This is a genomic window from Kineococcus halophytocola (assembly GCF_041276425.1).
In the GTDB taxonomy this organism is placed as follows: Bacteria; Actinomycetota; Actinomycetes; order Actinomycetales; family Kineococcaceae; genus Kineococcus; species Kineococcus halophytocola.
Window position 1 is genome coordinate 14,994 of the sequence record NZ_JBGFTU010000008.1, and the last position, 22,408, is coordinate 37,401.

The window sequence follows — 22,408 nt, forward strand, 5'->3', positions numbered from 1 at the left end:
CCGACGCTACGACCTGCGGGGGGCGGCCGCAGCGCGGAGTTCGGGCTGCGGGGTTCGGGGTGCGGTCCGGCCGGGACGGCCCAGACTCGAGACCGTCAGCACCTGACCGACGAGGACGAGGAGAGCACCGTGCCCGACCTGGGGAACATGGGCGAGAAGGCCAGCGACGCCGCCATCGACAAGGCCGGTGACGCCGTGGACGACAAGACCGGTCACCAGCACGAGGAGCAGGTCGACAAGGCCCAGCAGGCCGCCGACGACAAGATCGGCCAGTGAGGACGTCCCGCTGACGACCCGCTGACGACCCGGTGTCCACGGACCCGGCGCACCGCCGGGCCTGTGGACAACTGCGGGGGTCGTCCGCGCGGCGGCCCTACGGTGAGGTTCCGCCGACGAAGGGGGACCCGTGGCCGAGCAGCGCACCGTGCGCGAGGTGGACCGCAGTTTCGCGCAGTGGCTGGCCGGGCAGTTCCCGCACCTGGGGGCCGAGGACCTCGCCGCGCACCTGCGCACCTGGCGCGAGTCGCGCCGCGACCTGCTGCGCGCCCGCGGTGAGGAGGGCACCGACCGCGTCGTCACCGCCCTCGACCCGGCCGACGTGACGACGCTCGTGCGCCACGCCCACCGGCGGGCCGAGCTCGACGGCCTGGACCGCCGGGCGGAGTCCGGCGACGTGTGCGGCCTGTGGACCCGGTACGTCACCTTCCTGCAGGAACAGCACGCCTGGACCGGCGAGGACGCCGGTCGCGACGCGCTCCGGTCGGCCCTGGCGGGTTCCCGTCGCACCGGTCTGCTGGGACGCGGGGCGCACACCGCCCGGCTGAGCCTGCCGGTGGAACTCGGCCCGCTGCGCCGCACGCCCGTGGTGCGCGGGGCCGAGGAGGTGCTGCGGGGCAGGGCCGCCGGCGACCCCCGGCTGCTGGCGCAGCTCACCGACCTGGGGTTCCTGGGGGCCGACGGCCGGCGCGGTCCGCTGTGGCCCACGTGGGACGCCCCGCGCGAGGTGGACGCCGCCTTCGCCCGGCGCCGTCTGGTGGTCGCCGAACTCACCCGCCTCCTGCGTCCCGCACCGGCCGCGGCCCGCGCGCTGGCGCTGGCCACGTCCCACGTCCCCGCCGAGGCGGCGGCCGGGGGGCGCCGCTGGCGGGACCTCGTCGCCGCGGGGCGGGTGGACGAGCTCGTGGCCACCGGGGTCGTCCCCGGCCGCAGCCCCTGGCGGGTGGCCCGCGGCCTGCAGCTGTCCGTCCACGTCGCCCTCACGCGGCTGGCCGACGACGGCACCCTCGACCTGGACGACGTCCCCGACCTCGACGACGTGCCCGTCCCCGTGGCGAGCTGACCGTTCGCGCGATCCTCACGCCACGGGCCCCGGCACCGGTGGAGGTGACCGGGGCCGGGGTGGCAGGCTGACGGGGTGGACGACTCCCTCGACGCGCTGCCCGACGAGACCTCCGGCCCCCACGCCCTGGGCCGGCAGGCGATGGCCGACCTCCGGGAGCCGTTCACCGCCTGGCTGGAGGAGAACGTGCACGTCGACGAGGAGGTCGGTCCCGAGGCGGTCGTGGAGGCCCTCACCGTCGGGGCCGGTGGCCTGCTGACGCTGCGGCCGCAGGCCCGGCTCACGCGCCTGACCCCCGAGGACGTCGACGTGCTCATCACGCAGGTGGTGCCGGCGATGGTCGAGGACGTCGGCACCGACGACCCCGAGGAGATGGCCGCGGACCTGCTGGCCGTCTGGTGGCAGTTGCTGACCTTCCTGGGGGAGACGGGCCGCTGGCAGGGCACCGCCGGCGACCTCGAGACCGACCTCGTGCTCGTCGCCGGTGAGCCGCCGGAGCTGGCCGAGGTGCTCGCGGCCGCGGCCGGGGACGTGGAGGAGGGCGAGGAGGACCAGACCGTCCTGGCCTCCTTCCCGGTGCGGGCCGCGCAGGCCGTCCTCGCCCACGTCGGCGACGGGCTGGAGGTGCCCGACGACGCCGAGCTGGCCGGTGACGACGTCACCGCCGTCCTCGCCGCCTTCGAGCACCCCGTCCCCGTCACCGTTGACGCCGAGGGTGAACCGCAGGCGCTGGAGGACGTGCCGTGGCTGCGCCAGGTCGTCCTGCTCATGCTCGACCTGGACCTGCTCGACGGGGAGGACGAGACGCTGCTCGTCCCCGGCGTCGAGGCCGACGGCTGGCTCGAGCCCACCCCCGAACCGCGCGAGCTGCGCCGTCAGCTCGTCGGGCGCTTCGTGCTGGAGGACCCGGCGACCCTCGACGAGGGGTTCTCCGTCGCCGAGGCCGTCCTGCCGACCGTCCTGGCCTCGGCGATGACGGGTGAGCCCTTCGACGACACCACCCTCGACGCCCTGGTCGGGGACGGCGCCGTCCTCGGCCCGGCCGCCGGGGTGGCCGTGGAGGAGCTGAAGGAGCGGCTGTCCGACCTCGGGGTCCTCGGGATCCTGTCCGAGCGGGCGCCGTGGACGATCGCGCGCGGGTTCTGGCCCGCGATCGCCGCCACCGTGGGCGAGGAGGAGGACGACGACCTGCTCGGTGGCCTGTTCGGGGACTCCGAACCCCACTGGCTCGAAGGCGTCATGGGCCAGCTCGGGCTCGGGGACGAGCAGGTCCGGCAGATCCGCGGGCTGCTCGGGGGCCGCTGAGGGGCCTCAGGGCAGCGGGGTGGCGGTGAGGTCACCGAACTCCACCTCGGCGTCCTCGCTGTACACACCCACCGACCCGCCCGGGTACGGGGAGTCGGTGTCGGTGAACTCGACCACCGCGGCGCCGTCGACGTCGACCGTGACCGTGGCGCCGACCTGGCGCACCACGACGTCGTGCGCGCGTCCGCCCTCCGCCGGAGAGGGCCCCGTCGCGAGGAACCGCTGGGCCCCGGGCCACCGGGGATCGGCTTTGCCCAGTTCCCAGCCGTTCGGCTTGAGGACGAAGTAGTAGAAGCGCTGCGGGCCCTCGTAGTGCCACACGACCCAGCCGACCTCCCACGGGTTCGGGGCCGTCCCCGTCCGCAGCTGCCGCAGCGTGTGCATCCGCACGCTGAACCGCACGTCGCGGTACGACCCGACCGAGACCACCAGCCCCGCGTGCGTCACCCCGGCCCTGGCCGCCGGGCGCGGGGACAGGGTGATCGACGACCCGTCGGAGGTGGTGCGGCCCTCGCCGTCGAAGACCGCGCGCCACGGCCCGTGCCGCGACCCGTCGACCCAGCGGTCCGGCCGACCGGACCACCACGTCCAGCCGCCGGCCACGCCCAGGGCGAGCACGGCCACCAGGGCGACGGCGACGGGTGTCCGCGGCCGTCGCCGGGAGGCAGGACGCGACCCGAGCACCGGCGGATCGTTCCACGCGCGTGCCAGACTGTCACCGGACGCGGGCACGTGACCCGCCGACGGGGGGAGGGCCCCGTGGACCGCAGGACCGCACTGGGGCTCGCCGCGCTCGCGGGCCCGGCGGTGTGGGCCGTCACCGGGTGCGCCGGCGACCGGCCCACGGACGGGCGGGGGTCGGACCGGGCGGCGGCCCCGGTGGGTGCCGGCCGGCTGGAGTTCGACGTCCGCGACGCCGGCGGCCGCGTGCTGACCTGGGAGGAGTTCCGCGCCCGGCAGTCCAACGGGGCCGGGGACGACGGTGCCTCCGACCTGCTCGTCGACGCGACCACCTTGCAGGTGGTCACGCCGTGGCCGCTGGAGGAGGGCGCCGGGACGTTCGCCCTGGACCGTCCGGCCGGGGACGTCTCGCTCGCCCTGGCCTGGCCCACCGCCGACGGGTACCACCAGCTGCTGCTGGACCTGCCCGCCCCGGGTCGTCACGAGTTCTCCGAGACCGCCGCCGAGCAGGCCGCCGCCGAGCTCGAGCGGCACGTGGCCGGCCGCGACGGGTACGTGCCCTCGGCGCCGGTGCAGGAGGTGCGGTCGCGCGCCGCGCTCCTGCTCCGGCGGTGCCGGGCCGAGACCGACCCCGCTCGCCGCGGAGGGCTCGCGGTGGAGGCGTTCGAGGCGTTCACGCGGGCCCAGCTCCTGGTCCAGGAGGAGTCCGGGCGCCGGCGCGCCGCGGCCGGTTCCCCCGTCCTCGGGGTGACGTTCGACGACCCCTCCCGGCACGACGCCCTGCCCGCCGTCCGCGCCCTCGACCCCGGTGGTGACGTCCAGGTCCGGCTGGTGTTCGACGCGGCCGAGGGGCCGCACGGGTACCGCGCGGACGTCGAGGCCGCCCGGGCGGCCGGGGTCGCGGTCGTGGGGCAGTTCCTCGACTCCTCCCAGTCCGCCGGCGTCGGTGAACGGGAGTGGCGGCAGCGGGTCGCCGACTACGTGCGGGTCCTGCCGGGCGTGACGACGTGGGAGGTCGGCAACGAGGTCAACGGGGCGTGGGCGGGCCCGGCCGCGGCGGCCCGCACCCGCTGGGCCGCGCGGTACGTGAAGGAGAACTCCGCGGCGCGGACCCTGGTCACGCTGTACTGGCAGATGGGGGAGGGGGAACCGGACGAGCAGGTCTTCACCTGGGCCGCGGCGAACCTGCCCGACGCCGCTGACATCGACGACGTCGGGTTGTCGGTCTACCCCGAGGAGCACCCGCTCGGGGTGTCGCTCGACCGGGTGCTGCGAACCCTGCGCCGCGCCTACCCCGACCAGCGGTTGCTGATCACCGAGCTCGGGTACGGCGCCGAGGACCTCCGGCCGATCTGGTGGTGGGGCGCCCCGGACGACACCGCCGCCGGTCGCCTGCAGGTGGCCCGGTTCTACTCCGCGGCCGTCAACGGCCTCGGCGACGGGGGCACGTTCTGGTGGTACTTCCTGCAGGAGGCGTTGCCACCGTCCCCCTTGCACGACGCCCTGCGCCGTCCCGGCGCGGGGACCGGGGTGGCCCCGGCGGCGTGGCGGGTCCCGCGGCGGACGCGCCGTCTCCGGGACGACGTCAGGACAGGTCCGCAGGCCTGATCCGCACCCGGGAGAACTCGACCCGCGCGTCCTCGGAGTACAACCCGACAGCGCCGCGCAGCTGGGGGTCGTCGTCGGTGAAGGTGACCACGGGGGCGGTGTCGACCCACACGTCGATCGTGGCCCCCAGCTGGCGGACCCGGACGTCGTGGGCCCGGCCCGCGTCGGCCGGGCGGGGCCCGGTGGCCAGGAACCGCTGCCCGCCGGGCTCGGCGGGGTCGACCTTCCCCAGCTCCCACCCGTTGGGTTTCACGGCGAAGTAGTAGAACCGCGTGCTCGTCACGGCCCCGGTGCGGACCCCGGGGCGGAGGTCGGCCTCGCGCAGGTGCCACACGAGCCAGCCCACCTCCCAGGGGTTGGGCGGTGACCCCGTCCGGGACTGCGCGACCGTGCGCACCCGGGCGCTCAGGTCCACGTCGCCGTACACGGCGGTCGAGACGACCAGCCCGGCGTGCGTCTCGCCGGGCTCGGTGGCGGCCTTCGGGTCCAGGGTGGTGGTGGACCCGTCGGACACCGTCTGCCCCTGCCCGTCGAACACGGCGATCCAGTCCCCGTGGACGGATCCGTCGACCCAGCGGCGCGGGGGGTCTGAACACCACCACCGGGCCGCGACGGTGCCGAGCGCCGCCACCGCCGCGAGCACCACCACGACCACCACCGTGACCACCACGAGGGACCGGCGCCGACGACGGCGCCGGCGCGGGGGAGGCGGCGGCACGACCCGCAGTTCGGTGCCACCCCCGCCCCCGCACACCCCGCCGGGCACGGCGGGGTCAGACACTGCCGGCGGCCACGAAGGTGTAGCCCAGCGCCTTGATGCCGGTGACGACCTCGCGCAGGTGACCCGTGCCGAGGTAGGGGTGGTAGAAGAAGCTGGCGAAACCGTCGCGGACCACGAGGTTCGCCTCGGCCGTCGCGACGAGGTCTGCGGGCAGCCGCGCCGGGTGGGTGTTGAACGGCTCGGGTTCGACGTTGCCGACGCACTCGGGGACGACCTTGGTGCCGTACAGGTCCCGCACCGGGTAGGGGAAGTACTGCCCGTTCAGCCGGGTGGTGTCCACCCCTCCCGTCAAGAGCCCCCCGAAGTACAGGCCGCGTTCGTAGCGGGTCGAGAACCGGGCCGCGACGGCGCGGTAGTCGGTGGGACTGCCGGCGTAGTGCGGGAACTCGAAGATCGTCGGCGTGCCGAGCCCGGCGGCGGAGAACTGCATGCGCGCGGCGTCCAGGCGCGCGGTGCACCAGGCCGTGGAGTCGGGGGGGACCGGACCGTCGTAGACGACGCGGTCGGTGGCGTCGACGTGGGCCAGGAAGAACTCGAAGTCGTTGGCGCTCACACCGTCGTAGGGGTTGGGGGTGGTGCCGAACTGGTGGGTCCACCCGTGCATGAGCAGGGTCCCGCCCTTGGACCTGGCGTACTTCAGCGCCGAGACGACCGCCGGGCGCTGGGTCATCGTGTAGTCCTGCGGGGCACCCCCGCTGAACACCCCCTGCGGGTCCACGTACCGGGTGTAGACGGCCACCGAGAAGGGGACCCGCTGGGAGGAGAGGTAGTCCACGACGGCGCGCAGCTCGGCGGGGTCGGCGTCGGGACCGACGTCCTCGATGCGGACCAGCGCCCGGTGCCGGGTGGGGGTGGCCGGGGCCAGGGCGTCGAACAGCAGGTCGGCGAAGGCGAGGTAGCGGTCCCCGTGGTCGACGTAGGCGAAAGGGACCTCGCCGAGGTAGGTGAAGTTCCCCGCGCGGACTGCCCAGGGGAAGGTGCTGCCGTCGGGACGGTTCGCGGTGGCCAGGACGGTGGCCCTGGTGGGGTCGACGACCGTGACGTCCATGATGCCGGACTGGTTGACGGTGTCCCGGCGCAACGTCTTCCCCTTGTAGGTGACGGCCGCGACGGCGCTGGTGTCGAACTGGTTCCACGTCCAGCCCGTGCGCGCGGTGAAACCCGGGTCGGCGGCCGTGAGCCGCCAGATGTTGTCGTAGACCCAGATGACCGGCTTGGTGGTGGCGAGGACGTCGGTGAGGAAGGCCGCGGGGAGATCCTCGTCGTAGGTGGACCCGATGTACACCAGGGCCGAGTACGACGACAGCGTCCCGGCGGTGTACGTCCGCGCGGGGATCGCGGTCCAGCCGCCGAAGTGCGAGACGAGGTTGGCGGTCTGCTGCGCGTACAGCTCCCCCAGCCAGCCCCACGAGCCGCTGTCGTCGTACACGACGAGGGTGGTCGTCGCGGTGCTCAGACCGGTCCCCGTGGCGGCACCGACCTCGGCGGACCGCAGGGAGGCGCGGGGCGGTGCGGGTGGCGCGGGCAGCTGGCTCGTGGCCGGGGTCCGGTCCGCGCGACCGCCGCCGCGGGGCCTGCGCTCTCGCGGTGGCGGGGGCGCGGGCAACGTGGCGGCCCGGTCGAGCGAGTGCCCCCGTCCGCGACGACGGGGACCGGCCGCGGTGGCGGGCGGGGGCAGCGTGAGGCCGAGGGCGGCGGCCAGGCCGGTGGCCCCGGCCGCGCGCAGGGCGTCGCGACGCCCCCAGGCCGGCCGGTGCAGCGGGTTGTCGTGGGACACGGGGTCCTCCTCGGTCTCGGGCGGTGCGGGAACCGTCCTGCGGGGGCGGGTCAGACGGTGACGGGGGTGGCGGGGGTGGCGGGGGTGGCGGCCGGGGCGGCCAGGTGGTGCGCGAGCCGGCGCAGGGCCACGGTGGACTCCAGGGGACCCCAGGGGTGGGGACCGGAGCGCAGGACGGGGAACGCGCACCCCCCGTCGCGGCCGACGCGCAGCACGTCGGCGCCCCGGGCCGAGACCTCGTGGACGACGGGGTCCGGGGCGGGTGCTCCGTCCTCCACGACGACGACCGGCGTACCGGGCCCGACGAGCGCGAGGAGGCCGTGCTCCAGTTCTCCCGAGGGGTGGCACTGGACCCAGTGGTGGGTGAGCTCACCGAGGTCCAGCGCCGCCTGGGCGGCGTGGGGCAGCGCGGCACCTCGGCCGACGACCAGCAGGCCCGGGCGGGTGGCGAGCCGGGCGGCCAGGCGCGGGGCCAGGTCGTGGGCGACGACGTCGGCGGTGTCCGCCGCGAGGTGCAGCGCCTCGGGGACGGCGAGGAGTTCCTCGAGCAGCGGCGACAGGACCGCCCGGGGCCAGCGCGCCCGGCTGACGGCCGCGGACAGCCCCAGGAACACCCCGGCCAGGACCTGCGCGGTGAACGTCTCCGACGCGTCCGCCGTCGGCCCCGGCCCGCCGAGGTCCAGGACGGCGTCCGCACGCCGGGCCAGCGGCGAGCCGGGTGCGTCCGTCACCACCAGCAGCGGGCCCCGGCCGCCGCGGTGCGCGGCGTCGGCGTCGAGGGCGCTCAGGACGGCGGCGGTCTCCCCCGAGGGGGAGCAGGCGATCGTGGTTTCCCCCGGGCGGGTCGACTCGGGGTCGTGCTCGGAGGCCGCGGTCACCACGCAGTCGATCCCGCCGAACCGCCGCAGGACCCGGGCCGCGGCGTCCGCGGCGTTCCGCGCTGAACCGCAGGCCAGGAAGCGGACCCGTTCGGGAACGGGCAGACCGAGCCGCTCCCAGACGGTTCCCGACCGCACGGCCGGGAACCACTCGCCGATCTGCCGGGCGACCGCACCGGCCTGCGCTTCAGCCGGGTCGCCGGGCGCGGGCGGCCGCGGTGGTCGTGCCGTCCTCGTGCGGGGCCGGTGCACGGGGCGTTCGTGGTGGTCGAACCACCGGACCCCGCCGTCGTGGCCGTCGTGGCCGTCGTGGAACTCGACGAGGTCGTCGTCGTGCAGGAAACCCACCGCGTCGCAGCACCCGGCGAGCGCGGCGAACTCGCTGGACGCCACCGGACCGGCGGCGTCGAACCCGACGACGAGCGGGCAACCGCGCGCCGTCAGGACCAGGCGGTCGTGACCGGCGGCCAGGACCGCCAGGGCCCACGACCCCCGCAGGCGTCCGGTGCTGATGCGCACGGCGGCGGACAGGTCCCAGCCGAGGGCGAGTTCCTCCTCGACGAGGTGGGCGACGACCTCGCCGCCGTCACCGGACCTGAGCCGGTGCCCACGGGCCCGCAGCAGTGCCGAGATCTCCGGGGCGTTCTCGACGGTGCCCTCGTGCACCACGGCGACCTTCGACGTGCAGTCCACCGGCAGGGGTGCGTCCTGCCCGGGAACCCCGTCGTCCCCGGTGCCCGACGTTCCACGGGCGCGGGCGATCCCGAAGGGTCCCGGGGACGGGTGCGTGAGCCGTCCCCTCCCGTGCCGCACCACGCGGTCGGGACCGAGCAGGACGACACCGCTGCCGTCGCATCCCTGGTCCCCCAGGCGGTGCAGGCCTCCGGACAGGACGTCGAGCAGGTCCCGGGGTCGCCGCGCGGCGACGAACGCACCCACGTGTCCACCCACGGAACACCTCCAGGAAGGCGCCTTCCCCGCGCCGACGGCGCGGGACGACCGGGACGGGCGGGAACCTCAGGTGTTCTCGGGGACGTTCCGGCAGGCTCACGGTGGACCCGTCGGCGGCGCTTGTCCAGCAGTTCGGGAGATTCGGTGGAGGGTGCCGGGACGTGCGACGGCGGTGCTTCGAATGGTTGCAGGACACTGTTGTCGGGCTGCGCGAAACTGTCCGTGACGGAGTAATCACTGGAACAGGAGAAACCTCCGTCCACCGCCCTCGATCCCCTCTTTTTCGGTCGTTTCCCTCCCGTTGCCGCCCCGGGTGCGGCACCCTTCGGCAGGCAGCCGTCCCACGATCTCCGCGAGGAGTTCCGATGCTCCCTCTCGTGCCCCCCACGACAGCCGGGCCGTTGCCCGGCGACCACCAGCCGCTCCAGACGTCCCAGACCGCGGCAGGCGTCACCGACCCGTTCCCGCACCCCGCGGACCTGGTGTCCCAGCACCTGCTCCCCGGCGTCGGGTTCCTCTTCGCGGTCTACCTCACGGCCCTCCTGGCTCTCGTCCTGCTGACCGCCGCCGTCAAGGTGCACCTCCGGACCCGTCCCGCGGTCCGTCCGGGCGCGCACGCCGCAGGAACCGGCCACGGCCGGCTCCACCGCGCGTCCCGCCGGGGGAGCGTGGTGCTGCCGCCCCAGGAACCCACCACGCCGGTCACCACGCCGGTCACCGCGCCGGCCACCGCGACCGGAGGTGCGTCGTGACGGGGCAGCGCGCCCACCGGGTCCTCCTCGTCATCGGCACCCGTCCCGAGGCCGTGAAGTTCGCCCCCCTCGTGCGGGCCATGACGGCCGACCACCGGTTCGACCCCGTCGTCGTCACCACCGGGCAGCACCGGGAGATGCTCGACCAGGTGCTCTCGGCCCTGGACGTCGTCCCCGACGTCCGGCTCGACGTCATGCGGGAGCGCCAGGACCTGCACCGGCTGACGTCACGCCTGTCGGCCGAGCTCGGGACCGTCGTGACCGGGGGAGCGTTCGACGCTCTCGTCGTCCAGGGGGACACCACGACGGCGCTGTGCGGTGCCCTCGCGGGGTTCTACGCGGGGATCCCCGTCGCGCACGTGGAGGCGGGGTTGCGTTCCGGGGTCCCGACCGACCCGTTCCCCGAGGAGCAGAACCGCCGCCTGGTCTCGCGGCTCGCCCGCTGGCACCTGGCCCCCACGTTGCCCGCCGGGACCAACCTGCTGCGCGAGGGGATCTGCGCCGACGACATCGAGATCACCGGGAACACCGTCGTGGACAACCTGCTGTGGGTCGTCGGCCGCGGGCTCGGCCGCTCGGCCTTCGGCGACGGCGGGCCCGCCCGGGCGCGCAGCGGACCGCGGATCGTGCTCACCCTGCACCGCAGGGAGAACCAGGGGCCGGTCATGGCCCGTCTGGCGCGGGCCGTCGCCCAGGTCGCCGAGGAGTGCGACGCCGAGGTCGTGCTGCCCCTGCACCGCAGCCCGGCCGTGCGCGACGCCGTCCTGCCCGTCCTGGGGGAGCACCCCCACGTGCGGCTCACCGAACCCCTCGACTACCTCGACTTCACCGCGACGCTCGCCGCGGCCGACCTCGCGCTCACCGACTCCGGCGGCGTGCAGGAGGAAGCTCCCTCGCTCGACGTCCCGGTCCTGGTCCTGCGCAACACGACCGAGCGCATGGAGGCCGTCCGGGCCGGGGCCGCCCTCCTCGTCGGGACCGACCCCCAGGAGGTGCGACGCCGGACGCTGGACCTCCTCGCCGACCCGGAGAGGGTGCAGCGCATGAGGTCCGTCCCGAACCCGTTCGGGGACGGGCGGGCCGCGGAACGGATCCTCGAGCGCCTGGCCCGCGACCTCGGTCCGCGCGCCGTCGCGCGGGAGGTGCCCGGGGCCGCCACCCTCGCCGGTTCCCCGCCGTGAGCGCGATGGTCCCCGTCAGCGTCACGATCGTGCTCTTCCTGCTGCACAGCCTGACCATGTTCGTGCTGTCCGGGAGGGACCGGCCGCCGGCGGGCGAACCGCCCGACCTGCTCTTCGTGGTGCTCATCCCCTGCCTGGACGAGGGGGTCGTCATCGACCGGACCCTGCACCGGTTGCGGGCGCTGGACGTGCCGAACGTCCGGGTCCTGGTCGTCGACGACGGCAGCGCGGACACCACCGCCGACCTCGTCGCGGCCCACGCGGCGGACGATCCGCGCATCGGGTTGCTGACCCGGCGGCTCCCCCTGGCCCGGCAGGGCAAGGGGCGGGCGCTGAACGACGCGTTCACCCGGCTCGTCGGTTCCCCGCTGGTCGCCGGCCACCGCGAGGAGGACGTGGTCGTCGTGGTGCTCGACGCCGACGGCCGGCCCGAGGCGAACATGTTCACCGAGGCGGGCAGGCACTTCGCCGACCCGCGCTGCGGGGCCGTGCAGGTCGGGGTCCGGATGTACAACGTGGCCGAGTCGCTGCTGGCCCGGATGCAGGACTTCGAGTTCGTCGTGTTCACCGAGGTCTACCAGCGCGGGCGGATGCGGACGGGGTCGGTGGGGCTGGGCGGCAACGGGCAGTTCGCCCGGCTGAAGGCGCTGCGCGACCTCGGGGGCGACCCGTGGACCGAGTGCCTCACGGAGGACCTCGACCTCGGCATCCGCCTGCAGGTCCTCGGTTGGCAGAACCGCTTCGCCCGCACCACCTACGTGGCGCAGCAGGCCGTCGTCTCCCCGCGCCGGCTGCTGAGGCAGCGGACCCGCTGGTTCCAGGGGCACCTGCAGTGCCTGCGGCGCATCCCGCTCATCATCCGCTCACCCTTGACGCTGGTCAGCAGCCTGGACCTGGTGCACCACCTCCTCGCTCCGCTGGTCATCCTGCTCACGAGCTCGCTGCCGGTCCTGCTGTCGATCTGGGCGGTCCTGTACGCCCTGGACTCCTCGCACCCGCTGACGCACCTGGACCTGGTCCCCTGGTTCGTCTGGGTCGGTGCCTACGCGATCACCTTCGGGCTGGCCCCCCTGCTGGGCTACGTCTACTGGCGGACCACGCGGCTGCCGGCCTGGCGGGTCCTGCTCCTCGCCCACGTCTACGTCCTCTACGCCTGGCTCTGGTACGTCGCGGGGTGGTGGGCGGTGGTCCGGACCGCGCGGGGCCGCAGCGGATGGGCCAAGACGGCACGCACCCGCAGCGCGGAGACCCTCGTGGTGGAGCAGCGCGCCGCGGCGTGAGCGGATCGTGCCCGGACCCCGGCGCAGCGGCACCGCACCCCCGTCACCGGGGGTGCGGTGCCCTCAGCCGCTCTGGGACAGCCCCGACGGCCCGCTGGACAGCACGGCGGCGGCCAGCGCCCGCGACGCCGGCCGGTCGCGCGTCTTGGGGTTGCTCAGCAGGACGAGGTCGATCTGCCCCAGCTCGGGCAGCTTGTGCTGGGCGCCGAGGGTCACGAGCTGCGGGGGCACCAGGGAGCTGGCCAGGCAGGAGACCCCGATGCCGGCGGCCACGGCCGCGATGAGCCCGTTGACCCCGCGGCACACGCACGCCGACCGGTAGCCGATGCCGACGCGGTCGAGGGCCTGGTGCATCGCCGTGCCGCTCAGCGACGGTGAGGGGTAGACGGCCAGCGGCACCGGCTGGGTGAGGTCGAGCCGGGTCGAGGGGTTGCCCACCCACACGAGCCGCTCGCGCTTGACGAGCTGCCCCTCACCCGACCCGCGCGGCCGCTTGCCGATGAAGATGTCGAGGCGGTCGTTCTCCAGCCGCCGGTGCAGCGTCCCGGACTGGTCGACGGTCAGTTCCAGGTCCACGCGCGGGTTCTCCGACCGGAAGTCGCGCAGGATCCGCGGCAACCGCGTCAGGGCCAGGTCGTCGGACATCCCGATCCGCAGCCGGCCCACCGGCCGGGCCCCGGTGAAGTAGGCCGCGGTCTGCTCGTGCGCGGCCAGGATCGAGCGCGCGAAACCGATCATGGCCTCGCCGTCGGGGGTCAGCGTCACCGAGTGCGTGTCGCGGTGGATGAGCTGACGGCCCACCGAGTCCTCCAGCTTGCGGACGTGCTGGCTCACCGTGGACTGCCGGACGCCGAGGCGGGCGGCGGCCTGGGTGAACGAGTGCGTCTGCGCCACCGCGAGGAAGGTCCGCAGCTGGACGGGTTCGAACGTCCCCGTCGGTCCTGGTCCGGCGCTCACGCCCACCGCCCCGTCGCGTGTTCATCACGAGCCGTGATGACTGATAAGCCTTCGACTGGTCTGCAGCTTACCGCCCGGGTCACCGATGATGGTCACGCAGCGTCAGTGGCCCGGGAGCACCACCGGGGGCCACCACCCCAGGTCAGCACCCGCGAGGACACCACGAGAGGCACCCGTTCGTGACACCGGCAGCCGCCGAAGCCAGCACCGGACCGACCCCCACCCCCTCCCGCCGTCCCCATCGCCCCCGCCGTCCCCGCAGCACGTTCGCCGCGCTCCGGGTGCGCAACTTCCGCATCTACGTCACCGGCCAGGCCTTCGCCAGCACCGGGGTCTGGGTGCAGAACATCGCCCTGGACTGGCTCACCCTCGAACTCACCGGTTCCCCGGCCGCCGTCGGCGTCGCGATGGCCCTGCAGTTCCTGCCCATCCTGCTGTTCGGGATGCACGGCGGCATGATCGCCGACCGCTACCCCAAGCGGACCATCCTGCTCGTCACGCAGCTGTGCAGCGCCTCCGTCGCCACCACCCTCGCGGTCCTCACGATCTCCGGGAGCATCACCGTCGGCACGATCTACGCCCTGGCCCTCGTCGGCGGGTTCGTCGTCGCCCTCGACAACCCGACCCGGCAGGCGTTCGTCGGCGAGGTCGTCCCCGCGCAGCACGTGCGCAACGCGGTCGCCCTGAACGCCGCGGTGTTCCAGACGACACGCCTCGTCGGCCCCGCCGTGTCCAGCATCCTCATCGGGACCGTCGGGTCCGGGTGGGCCTTCGCCGTCAACGCGCTGCTCTACGTCGGCCCCACCGTCACCCTCGCCTCGATGCGGACCTCCGAACTGCACCGCACGGTCCCGCTGCCGCGGCAGCGGGGGCAGCTGCGCTCGGCCCTGCGCTACGTCCGCGAGCGTCCCCACGTCGGCTGGACCATCGCCCTCGTCGGCGTCGTCGGCACCTTCGGGCTGAACTTCCCCGTCGTGCTCACCGCCATGGCCTCCGAGACGTTCCACGCCGGGGCCGGGACGTACGGCACGTTCAACATCGTCCTCGCCGTCGGGTCCATCGCCGGCGCGCTCATCGCGGGCGGGCGCAGCCACACCCGGCTGCGGCTCACCCTCCTGCTCGGCGCGGCCTTCGGGGCGGCCCAGACCCTCGCGGCGTTCGCGCCGAACCTGGCGACGTTCACGGTGATCCTCGTCCTCATGGGCGTGACGAACCTCGCCTTCCAGGCCATCGCGAACTCCTCCGTGCAGTTGTGGGTCGAGCCGGAGTTCCGCGGCCGCGTCATGGGGCTGTACGTCCTGGTGTTCATGGGCGGCACCCCGATCGGCGGGCCGCTCATCGGCTGGATCACCGAGCACGTCGGCGTCCGCGCCGGGATGGCCGTGTGCGGGATCGTGCCGCTGCTCGCGGCCGTGGCGCTCGCCGGCGTCCTCACCGCGCGACCGGCCCTGGCGCGGCGCCGGGACGCGGCGGCGCTCGCGGGCTGACCGCCCCCGGCCGCGGGGCCGGCCTCCACGGTGGCACCGGACCGGGACCGGATCTCGACGCCGCGTGATGGTGGCGGGCGTCCTGTGGACGACGGACGTCGTCGCGGGCGCGCCGTGGCTAGTTTCCCACCCACCAGGAGGAGGTGGGTGTGGACGAGTTGTCGACGTTGTCGGTCGTGGCCGCCGACGCGGCCGCCTCCGCGGCGCGGGCCGCGGCCGAGGGGACCGCGGACGTCGCCGCCGACGTCGAACGCGCCGTGGCCTCGCTCGGCGGCTGGTACGGCGTCGCCCGCGACGGGTTCGCCGACCGGGTGCTCGACCTCGACCGGCACCTGCGGACGCTGCAGTCCACCGCCCGGGCGGGAGCCCACCTCGTCGCGGAGTACTCCCGCGAGCTCGGGATGCTCCAGGGCCAGCTCGCCCGCGTGGACGCGGGCCGGGCCCAGGTGCGCTCGCGGATCGACGCGGGCGTGGGGGACCTCACGACCTGGCACGCGGACTGGGCCGAGCTCGACCGGTGGGACGCGAGCCGCCGGATCGTGCTCGAGGAGTTCGACACCCTCACGCAGACCTTCGCCGCCCGGGTGTTCGCCGTCGTGGACCAGGTGCCCCACCGGCCCCGCCGGCCCGGTGAGCACGTCGACGACGCCGCCCGGACCGTCGGCAGGGCCGCGCTCGACGCGACGTTCCTCGCCGCGGGGTGGACGTGGGACCGGCCCGGGTGGGCGGCCGCCGTGAGCAGCGTGCCGGCCGCGGCGCTGGACGCCGTCACCCACCCGGTGCGCACGCTGGCCGACACCGTCGCCTGGGACGACTGGCGCGACGGGCGCTACGGCGCGGCCGGCGCGACCCTGGGCATGGCGTTCGTCGGCCGGGGGGTGGGGGGCAGGTCCCTCGGGAAGACGCTGCCGGAGGGGCACCCGCTGAGGAGGCACCTCGACGAGAGCGGGGATCCGGAGCCGCAGAGCGTCGACGAGCTCTACGGCGGCGTGGACCTCGGGCGCAGCGAGGTGTTCTTCTCCGCGCACACGCTGGGGCGGCACGTGGACGTGGACGACGAGTTCCTCCAGCGGAGGTTGGTGACGGGGGAGGTGGAGGGCGGGGTGGCAGGGCGCAGACCTCCGAGGTTCGCCTCGCGATTCGCAGACCGGGAGACGGCGGAGGTGGTCATCTCCGACGCGGTGCGCGCTTTCCGGCCGGAGATCGAGGAGGCCATCGACGCAGGTGAGCGAGAGTGCGCCTTCGACGCGCCAGCACCGGAGGGTGCAGGAGTCATCTGGACGATGGATACCGGTGGTCGGTTCAAGACCGTGCCGGTCCAGGCTGTACACGTGGAGTTGCGTGAAGCGCAAGACGGGTCGTGGTACGTCATGACGGCGTACCTGAAGGAGAAGATGTGAGATCGAACCTGGTGCAGTCCGCGTACGGAGACTTTGACTGGGGACTCTGCCCTCGAGAGCGGTTGGAGCACTTGCTCGCGGGCAGAGCGGTCGACCACGCCCGAGAACGGGACGAGTGGGGCTGGTTCCTCGAGGACGCACGCACCGGGGACTACGAGCAGGAGATCTCCCGGGGCAGCGGCGTCTACACGGTGGGCCCGCCCGAAGGCACGTCCTGGATCCGGTGGGCCGAGTGGGTCGAGCATCGGCTGACGGAGGTCGCCGCGGACGAGTCGACGGTCTACGACCTACCGCCGTTCCTGTACTGCTGGCGTTCGTGCACCGCGGAACTCGACCCCGGTGCGGAGGACCTCGTCCGGGCGGCGCTGTCGACCGTCGAACCGCCGGAGGGGACCTCCGTGCGGGACTACCTCGTGGTCGAGGCCCCCGGCACCGTCGGGGTGGTCGAGCGTCCCGGTGAGGACCCGGCGCACCCCCACCGCACGTCCACGCGCTGGCTCGGCGTCGTCGTGGAGCGGACCGACGAGACACGGGTCCTGCGGGTGAACGCCGTGGATCCCCAGGTGGACGAACGCTTCCCCGAGTGGGGTTCCCGGTGGCCCGTGCTGACGGCGGCCCTGGGGGGCTGGTTCAGCGACGCGGCGCTGGGGGTGGACGACCCGTGGTACCAGCAGGCCACGATGCTGGAGTCCGAGAGCGACGAACGGCTCGCCGAGCTCGTGCGCGAGGGACGGGAACTGCTGCTCCTGGACGACGAGGACCTGTGGGCGTTCGTGTCGTCGGCGGGGTCGTGCGTCCAGCCGCCCCACCTGCGGTGGTGGTTCGAGTGGATGTTCTGGCGCATCGAGACGTTCGACTGGAAGCGCCGCGCCTGACGGGTGGGGGGCGACGTCAGCGCGCGAGGACCGCGGCCCGGGCCGACCCGGACGTGCGCACCTCCCGGTACGGCCCGGCGGGGAACACCAGCTGCGTCACCGCGACCGGCCCGGCGAGGACCTCGACCGAGCAGCGGTCCAGCAGGACGGAGAACCCCGTCAGGTCCGCGGGCAGAGGTGTGCGGTCGACCCGGGCGAACTCCTCGTGGAAGTCCACGAGCCCCGAGGAGCGCCGGTCGACGACGAGCTCACCGCCCTCGACGGCCAGTCGGAGCACGTCGCCACCGGCGGCGAACTCCCACGCGGCGGTGGTGCCGGCCGAGAACGCGCACCGCACGAGGGCGGCGGGCGGGAGGTCTTCGACGGGGCGGGAGAAGGCCGACAGCACCTCGGGGGAGAACGTCTGCACGAGCGTCGGCTCGCCGTCCACCGTCGCCAGGGACAGGTCGCGCGGGGCGGTCATGGCCCCGCGCCACGGGGCCGTCGGGGTCAGGCCCGCGTACGTCGGCTGCGCCATCCAGCCGAGCAGGACCCGCCGGTCGTCCGGGGCGTCGGTCCACGTCGCGACCGCGTACACGTCCGGGCCGGCGTCGAACGGCCGCGGCGGGCCGCCGCGGAACCGCGCGCCGTCGAACGTCCCCACCCGGTACTGCACGCGGGAGCCGGTCGCGTCCTGCACGCTCAGCAGCAGGACCCAGTGCTCTTGCCCACCGGGCCCGTCCAGGGGCAGCGGGAACAGGTCGGGGCACTCCCAGATCCCGACCCCGGGTTCGTCGTGGAAGGCGCCGACCTCCGTCCAGGTCCGCAGGTCCGGCGAGGCGTGCACGAGCAGGGTCCGCTCGTCGGCCTCGACGCTCACCATCCGCCAGGAGTCGCCGCACCGGAAGACCTTGGGGTCGCGGAACCCCGTCGACCCGCGGTCCAGCACGGGGTTCGCCGGGTCCTTGGTGAACGTCGAGCCGTCCTCGCTCCAGGCCAGCGACTGCGCCTGCCTCCCGTCGTCGTAGGCGCTCGTGTAGACGGCGACGACGCGGCCCTCGTGCACGACCGCGCTGCCGGAGAAGACCGCCTCGTCCCCCTCGTGGGGGATCGCGACGGGGTGGTGCTCCCAGCTGAGCAGGTCGCGGGACGTCGCGTGGCCCCACGACATGTTCCCCCAGACCGCGCCGGAGGGGTTGTTCTGGAAGAACAGGTGCCACACCCCGTCGCGGTGCAGCAGGCCGTTGGGGTCGTTGAGCCAGGTGTCCTGCGCGGTGAAGTGCGCCAGCGGCCGGAAGTCCACCCGGGCGAACCTACCCGTGCACCGGGGCGGCGTCGGGGGCAGGATCGGTGGGGTGAACGCCTCCCGGGTGCCCGGCCGCTTCGCGGGCCGGGACGTCGTCGTCACCGGCGCCGCGCACGGCATCGGCCGCGCCTGCGCGCTGCGCCTGGCCGCCGAGGGCGCGCGCGTCGCCGTCCTGGACCGCGACCTCGCGGCCGCGCAGGCCCTGGTGCCGGAGCTGGCCGGCACCGGTCACCGGGCCCGGGCCGTCGACGTCCTGGACGACACCTCCGTGCGGGCGGCGTTCGACGGCCTCACCGTGCACGCGCTCGTCCACGTCGTCGGCCTCGCGCTCACCCGGGGCGGGGTCGAGGAGGCCGGTGACGAGGAGTGGCTGGCTGACCTCGACCTCAACCTGCTCGGCGCGGTCCGCTGCGCGCGGGCCGCGCTGCCCCGGCTGCGCGAGCACGCCTCCTCGGCCGTCGTGCTCGTCAGCTCCATCAACGCCCTCGCCGGCCTGGGCTGCGAGCCCTACGCGGCGGGCAAGGCCGGGCTGGGGACGCTCGCGCTGAACCTCACCCGCACCCACGCCCGGTACGGGGTCCGGACGAACGTCGTCGCGCCCGGCACCGTCCGCACCCGGGTCTGGGACGGGCAGCCGGGGATGCCGGACGCGTGGGCGGACTGGTACCCGCTGGGCCGGGTCGGCGAACCCGAGGACGTCGCGGCCGCGGCCGCGTTCCTCGCCTCCGACGACGCGGCCTGGATCACCGGGCACGTCCTCCCGGTCGACGGCGGGTTCCTCGCCAACGTCCGCTGACCCGCCGTCCGCCCGTCACAGCGGCGGGGCGACGAGCGCCTCGTAGGCGTCGAGCTCGGCCAGGAACTCCTCCTTGACGTCAGCGGGCGCCCAGGAGATGTCGATGGCGTTGCGCTGCAACTGGATGAGCTCGTCCGGGCCGAGGTCGGCCGCCCGGGTGAGGGTGATGAGGTTCTCCGTGACGTACCCGCCGAAGTAGGCGGGGTCGTCGGAGTTCACGGTCACCTTCACCCCGCGGCGCAGCAGGTCGGCGATGACGGGCGCCTTGCTGTCGTCGGTGACGAAGGAGTTCGAGATCGGGCAGCACGTCAGGCCCGTCCCCCGTTCCTGCAGCAGCGCCAGCAGCCGGGGGTCCTCCACCACGTTCGTGCCGTGGTCGACGCGGTCGACGGCGATGTCCTCCAGCGCCTGCCGCAGGTGCTCCAGGGTGTCCTCCTGGTCGATGTCGCAGTGCACCGTCACCTTGAACCCCGCCGCGCGGGCGCGGGCGAACAGGTGCGCGAACTTCGCCGGCGGGTGGCCGCGCTCGTCGGAGTCCAGGCCGATGCCGACGATCTGCTCCCCGAACCCCAGCATCTGCTCCACGACCTCCTCGGCGCTCTCCACGGGCAGGTCGCGGACGAGGCACAGGATGAGCCCGGCGCTGAGCCCCAGCTCGCGCCGGGCCTGCTCCACCGCGTCGTGGTACCCGAGCACCACGTCCTCGAACGCCACCCCGCGGGCGACGTGCACCTGCGGGTCGAAGAACACCTCGGCGTGCCGGACGTTCTGCTCGGCCGCCTTCCGGAAGTAGGCCATCGCCAGGTCGCGGAAGTCCGCGCGGGTCACGAGCACGTCCATCGCCGGGTAGTAGACGGCGAGGAAGGAGGCCAGGGAGTCGAACCGGTACGTCGCCCGCACCTCCTCGACGGTGCTCTGACCGATGTCGACGCCGTTGCGCCGGGCCAGGTCGAGCTTGAGCTCCGGTTCGAGGGTGCCCTCCAGGTGCAGGTGCAGCTCGACCTTGGGCAGCGCGGCGGTGAAGGCGTCGAGGTCCATGCGGCAATCCTGTCCCCCCGCCGTCCGGGACGTCGGCGGGGGCGGATCGGCGGGGGCAGGTCGGCGGGTCGGGTCGGCGGGCAACACGACCGCAACACGACGGGCACACGACGGCAACCCACCCGGCCCCGCCGCCGGGCACGCTGGGGGACCCGCACCGAGGAGGCCCCCGTGACCGCGTGCCCCGTGCTCGACCCCCGCCTCACCGACCCGCAGGCCGCGCAGGTCCACGCCGCCCGCGCCCTCCTCGACGCCTCCCTCGTCCCGCGCCACCTCGCCGGGCTGGCCGTCGCCCGCGCCCGGGCCCGCCGCACCGCCGAGGCCGGGCCGGACCTCGACGTGCACCGCCGCGACCTCGTCGTGCGCGGGGGCGCCGGTCCGCGCCCGGCCCGCCTGTACGTCCCGGCCGGGCCGGAGCCGGCGGCGACCGTGCTGTTCCTGCACGGTGGCGGCTGGGCGCTCGGCGACCTCGACACCGACGACCTGCTGTGCCGCCGGCTCGCGGCGGCGGCCGGGGTCGCGGTCCTCAGCCTGTCCTACCGGCTGGCCCCGGAGCACCCCTGGCCCGCGGCGCTGGACGACGCCTGCGCCGTGCTGGAGGCGCTCGCCGCCGGCCGGGTGCCCGGCCCGACCGGGCCGCTCGTCGTGGCCGGTCACGGCGCCGGCGGGCAGCTCGCCGCCGTCCTGGCCCTGAGCGCCCGCACGGGCCGGGTGCCGCCGCTGGTCCACCAGCTGCTGCTCTGCCCGCTGCTGGACGACGACCTGGACCGCGACTCCCACCGCCGCTACGGGCAGGGGCTGGGGCTGAGCGTGGACGACCTCGCCTGGTTCTGGCGCATGTACGTCCCCGACCGCGCCGCCCGGCACCGACCCGACGTCGCCCCGGCCCGGGCGCGGGACGTGAGCGGGGTCGTCCCCACGACGGTCGTCGTCGCCGGGGCCGACCCCGTGCGCGACGAGGGCCTGGCCTACGCCGCGACGCTGCGGTCCGCCGGGGTCGACGTGCGGGAGGTGCTCGTGGAGGGCGTGCCGCACGACGTCCTCACCACCCCCGGGGTGCCGGCCGGGGAACGGGTCGTGCGCGCGGCCGCCGAGCACCTCACCGCGACGCTGTCCGCGCCCCGCGTGCTGGACCTGCGCGAGGGCGTCGCGCAGCCGCGCTGAGCCCGCGCGCTCCACCGCGCCGGGCGCTGGGCCCGCCCGTAGGGTTCCGGGGTGACTGTTCCCAGCATCCAGCTCCACGACGGCGTCAGCATCCCCCAACTGGGTTTCGGGGTCTGGCAGGTCCCCCCGGAGCAGACCGCCGAGGTCGTGCTCCAGGCCCTGCAGGCCGGGTACCGCCACATCGACACCGCGGCCGGGTACGGCAACGAGGCGGGTGTCGGTGACGCGTTGCGCGCCAGCGGGATCCCCCGCGAGGAGGTGTTCATCACCACCAAGCTCGCGAACGACGAGCACGGCCGGGACAAGACCCTCGCCGCGTTCGAGGCGTCGATGGACCGTCTGGCCCTGGAGTACCTGGACCTGTACCTCATCCACTGGCCCCAGCAGGCCGACGACTACGTCGAGACGTGGCAGGCGTTCGAGGAGATCAAGGCCTCCGGGCGCGTCCGCACGATCGGCGTCTCGAACTTCCAGAAGACCCACCTGCGCAAGCTCCTCGACGAGACCGGCACCGTCCCGACGGTGAACCAGGTCGAGGTGCACCCCTACCTGGTCCAGGAGGACCTGCGCTCGTTCAACGCCGAGCACGGCATCGCGACCGAGGCGTGGAGCCCGCTGGCCCAGCGGCTCTCGCTCGTGGAGGACCCCGTGGTCACCGGCATCGCCGAGGAGACGGGCCGGACCCCCGCCCAGGTCGTCCTGCGCTGGCACCTGCAGCAGGGGAACATCGTCATCCCCAAGTCGGTGACGCCCGAGCGCATCGTGTCGAACTTCGACGTGACCGGGTTCGAGCTGTCCGGTGAGCAGGTCGAGGCGCTGACCGGTCTGAACCGCGACGAGCGGACCGGGCCGGACCCCGACGTCTTCGGCTGA

At 74.7% G+C, this 22,408-nt stretch carries 20 protein-coding genes; 13 read left to right on the forward strand and 7 right to left on the reverse strand.

Going from position 1 to position 22,408, the window contains the following annotated elements; genetic code table 11:
* The first annotated feature begins 147 nt into the window (after positions 1-147).
* From AB2L27_RS08245 to AB2L27_RS08255, 3 genes are all read left to right on the forward strand, one after another.
* Positions 148-276: an antitoxin gene (locus AB2L27_RS08245; RefSeq protein ID WP_370441159.1), complete on the forward strand. Its 129-nt coding sequence runs from the start codon at positions 148-150 to the stop codon at positions 274-276.
* Positions 277-406: 130 nt separating this feature from the next.
* On the forward strand, positions 407-1,339 hold the full coding sequence (locus AB2L27_RS08250; protein ID WP_370441002.1) for a hypothetical protein: 933 nt from the start codon (positions 407-409) through the stop codon (positions 1,337-1,339).
* 75 nt (positions 1,340-1,414) lie between these two features.
* Positions 1,415-2,644, forward strand: coding sequence for a hypothetical protein (locus AB2L27_RS08255; protein WP_370441003.1), 1,230 nt, complete (start codon positions 1,415-1,417; stop codon positions 2,642-2,644).
* A gap of 6 nt (positions 2,645-2,650) precedes the next feature.
* On the opposite strand, the gene AB2L27_RS08260 is transcribed toward AB2L27_RS08255, so the two are convergent.
* Positions 2,651-3,328 carry a calcium-binding protein gene (locus AB2L27_RS08260; protein WP_370441004.1) on the reverse strand — a complete coding sequence of 226 codons (678 nt, stop codon included), beginning with the start codon at positions 3,326-3,328 and terminating at the stop codon, positions 2,651-2,653.
* A 75-nt stretch (positions 3,329-3,403) separates the two neighbouring features.
* Here AB2L27_RS08260 and AB2L27_RS08265 point away from each other — a divergent pair, with 75 nt between their 5' ends.
* Complete coding sequence (locus AB2L27_RS08265; protein ID WP_370441005.1) at positions 3,404-4,933, forward strand: hypothetical protein; 1,530 nt, start codon at positions 3,404-3,406, stop codon at positions 4,931-4,933.
* Here the strand turns inward: AB2L27_RS08265 and AB2L27_RS08270 are convergent.
* From AB2L27_RS08270 to AB2L27_RS08280, 3 genes are read right to left on the reverse strand one after another with little or no spacing between them, the layout of a single operon-like run.
* Positions 4,911-5,714 carry a 3-keto-alpha-glucoside-1,2-lyase-like domain-containing protein gene (locus AB2L27_RS08270; RefSeq protein ID WP_370441006.1) on the reverse strand — a complete coding sequence of 268 codons (804 nt, stop codon included), beginning with the start codon at positions 5,712-5,714 and terminating at the stop codon, positions 4,911-4,913. The genes AB2L27_RS08265 and AB2L27_RS08270 overlap by 23 nt on opposite strands.
* On the reverse strand, positions 5,707-7,491 hold the full coding sequence (locus AB2L27_RS08275; protein WP_370441007.1) for a DUF2334 domain-containing protein: 1,785 nt from the start codon (positions 7,489-7,491) through the stop codon (positions 5,707-5,709). Before AB2L27_RS08275 ends, AB2L27_RS08270 begins: the two co-directional genes overlap by 8 nt.
* Positions 7,492-7,541: 50 nt before the next feature.
* Positions 7,542-9,308, reverse strand: a complete 1,767-nt coding sequence (locus tag AB2L27_RS08280) for an SIS domain-containing protein (RefSeq protein WP_370441008.1) — start codon at positions 9,306-9,308, stop codon at positions 7,542-7,544.
* A 389-nt stretch (positions 9,309-9,697) separates the two neighbouring features.
* On the opposite strand from AB2L27_RS08280, the gene AB2L27_RS08285 reads away from it, so the two are divergent.
* Genes AB2L27_RS08285 through AB2L27_RS08295 form a run of 3 tightly spaced genes read left to right on the forward strand, consistent with a single transcriptional unit; the run spans position 9,698 to position 12,533 of the window.
* Complete coding sequence (locus AB2L27_RS08285; protein WP_370441009.1) at positions 9,698-10,072, forward strand: hypothetical protein; 375 nt, start codon at positions 9,698-9,700, stop codon at positions 10,070-10,072.
* Positions 10,069-11,253 (forward strand): non-hydrolyzing UDP-N-acetylglucosamine 2-epimerase, encoded by a 1,185-nt coding sequence (gene wecB, locus AB2L27_RS08290; RefSeq protein WP_370441010.1) that lies wholly within the window; start codon positions 10,069-10,071, stop codon positions 11,251-11,253. Before AB2L27_RS08285 ends, wecB begins: the two co-directional genes overlap by 4 nt.
* 5 nt (positions 11,254-11,258) lie before the next feature.
* Positions 11,259-12,533, forward strand: a complete 1,275-nt coding sequence (locus tag AB2L27_RS08295) for a glycosyltransferase family 2 protein (RefSeq protein ID WP_370441160.1) — start codon at positions 11,259-11,261, stop codon at positions 12,531-12,533.
* Between the two features lie 63 nt (positions 12,534-12,596).
* Here AB2L27_RS08295 and AB2L27_RS08300 read toward each other — a convergent pair whose 3' ends face one another.
* A complete protein-coding gene (locus tag AB2L27_RS08300; RefSeq protein WP_370441011.1) occupies positions 12,597-13,490 on the reverse strand; it encodes a LysR family transcriptional regulator in 894 nt (297 codons plus the stop codon).
* A gap of 179 nt (positions 13,491-13,669) precedes the next feature.
* Between AB2L27_RS08300 and AB2L27_RS08305 the strand changes: the two genes are divergently transcribed.
* From AB2L27_RS08305 to AB2L27_RS08315, 3 genes are all read left to right on the forward strand, one after another.
* The gene (locus AB2L27_RS08305) at positions 13,670-14,977 is read left to right on the forward strand and encodes an MFS transporter (RefSeq protein ID WP_370441012.1); all 1,308 of its coding nucleotides are present in this window, start codon (positions 13,670-13,672) and stop codon (positions 14,975-14,977) included.
* 149 nt (positions 14,978-15,126) lie between these two features.
* Positions 15,127-16,377, forward strand: a complete 1,251-nt coding sequence (locus AB2L27_RS08310; protein ID WP_370441013.1) for an RNase A-like domain-containing protein — start codon at positions 15,127-15,129, stop codon at positions 16,375-16,377.
* A 71-nt stretch (positions 16,378-16,448) separates the two neighbouring features.
* Positions 16,449-17,252 (forward strand): hypothetical protein, encoded by an 804-nt coding sequence (locus AB2L27_RS08315; protein ID WP_370441014.1) that lies wholly within the window; start codon positions 16,449-16,451, stop codon positions 17,250-17,252.
* A 16-nt stretch (positions 17,253-17,268) separates the two neighbouring features.
* Here the strand turns inward: AB2L27_RS08315 and AB2L27_RS08320 are convergent, their stop codons facing one another.
* A complete protein-coding gene (locus AB2L27_RS08320; protein WP_370441015.1) occupies positions 17,269-18,534 on the reverse strand; it encodes a glycoside hydrolase family 32 protein in 1,266 nt (421 codons plus the stop codon).
* Positions 18,535-18,586: 52 nt separating this feature from the next.
* Here AB2L27_RS08320 and AB2L27_RS08325 point away from each other — a divergent pair, with 52 nt between their 5' ends.
* A complete protein-coding gene (locus AB2L27_RS08325; RefSeq protein ID WP_370441016.1) occupies positions 18,587-19,333 on the forward strand; it encodes an SDR family NAD(P)-dependent oxidoreductase in 747 nt (248 codons plus the stop codon).
* Between the two features lie 15 nt (positions 19,334-19,348).
* Here the strand turns inward: AB2L27_RS08325 and add are convergent, their stop codons facing one another.
* On the reverse strand, positions 19,349-20,371 hold the full coding sequence (gene add / locus AB2L27_RS08330; protein WP_370441017.1) for an adenosine deaminase: 1,023 nt from the start codon (positions 20,369-20,371) through the stop codon (positions 19,349-19,351).
* Between the two features lie 171 nt (positions 20,372-20,542).
* Between add and AB2L27_RS08335 the strand changes: the two genes are divergently transcribed.
* Both AB2L27_RS08335 and AB2L27_RS08340 read left to right on the forward strand, forming a co-directional pair.
* Positions 20,543-21,535: an alpha/beta hydrolase fold domain-containing protein gene (locus AB2L27_RS08335; protein ID WP_370441018.1), complete on the forward strand. Its 993-nt coding sequence runs from the start codon at positions 20,543-20,545 to the stop codon at positions 21,533-21,535.
* Between the two features lie 51 nt (positions 21,536-21,586).
* Complete coding sequence (locus tag AB2L27_RS08340) at positions 21,587-22,408, forward strand: aldo/keto reductase (RefSeq protein ID WP_370441019.1); 822 nt, start codon at positions 21,587-21,589, stop codon at positions 22,406-22,408.

Excerpts from the sequence above, each read along its gene's own strand:
- add (WP_370441017.1), bottom strand. The coding sequence starts at position 20,371 with ATGGACCTCGACGCCTTCACCGCCGCGCTGCCCAAGGTCGAGCTGCAC.
- AB2L27_RS08295 (WP_370441160.1), top strand. The coding sequence starts at position 11,259 with ATGGTCCCCGTCAGCGTCACGATCGTGCTCTTCCTGCTGCACAGCCTG.
- AB2L27_RS08245 (WP_370441159.1), top strand. The coding sequence starts at position 148 with ATGGGCGAGAAGGCCAGCGACGCCGCCATCGACAAGGCCGGTGACGCC.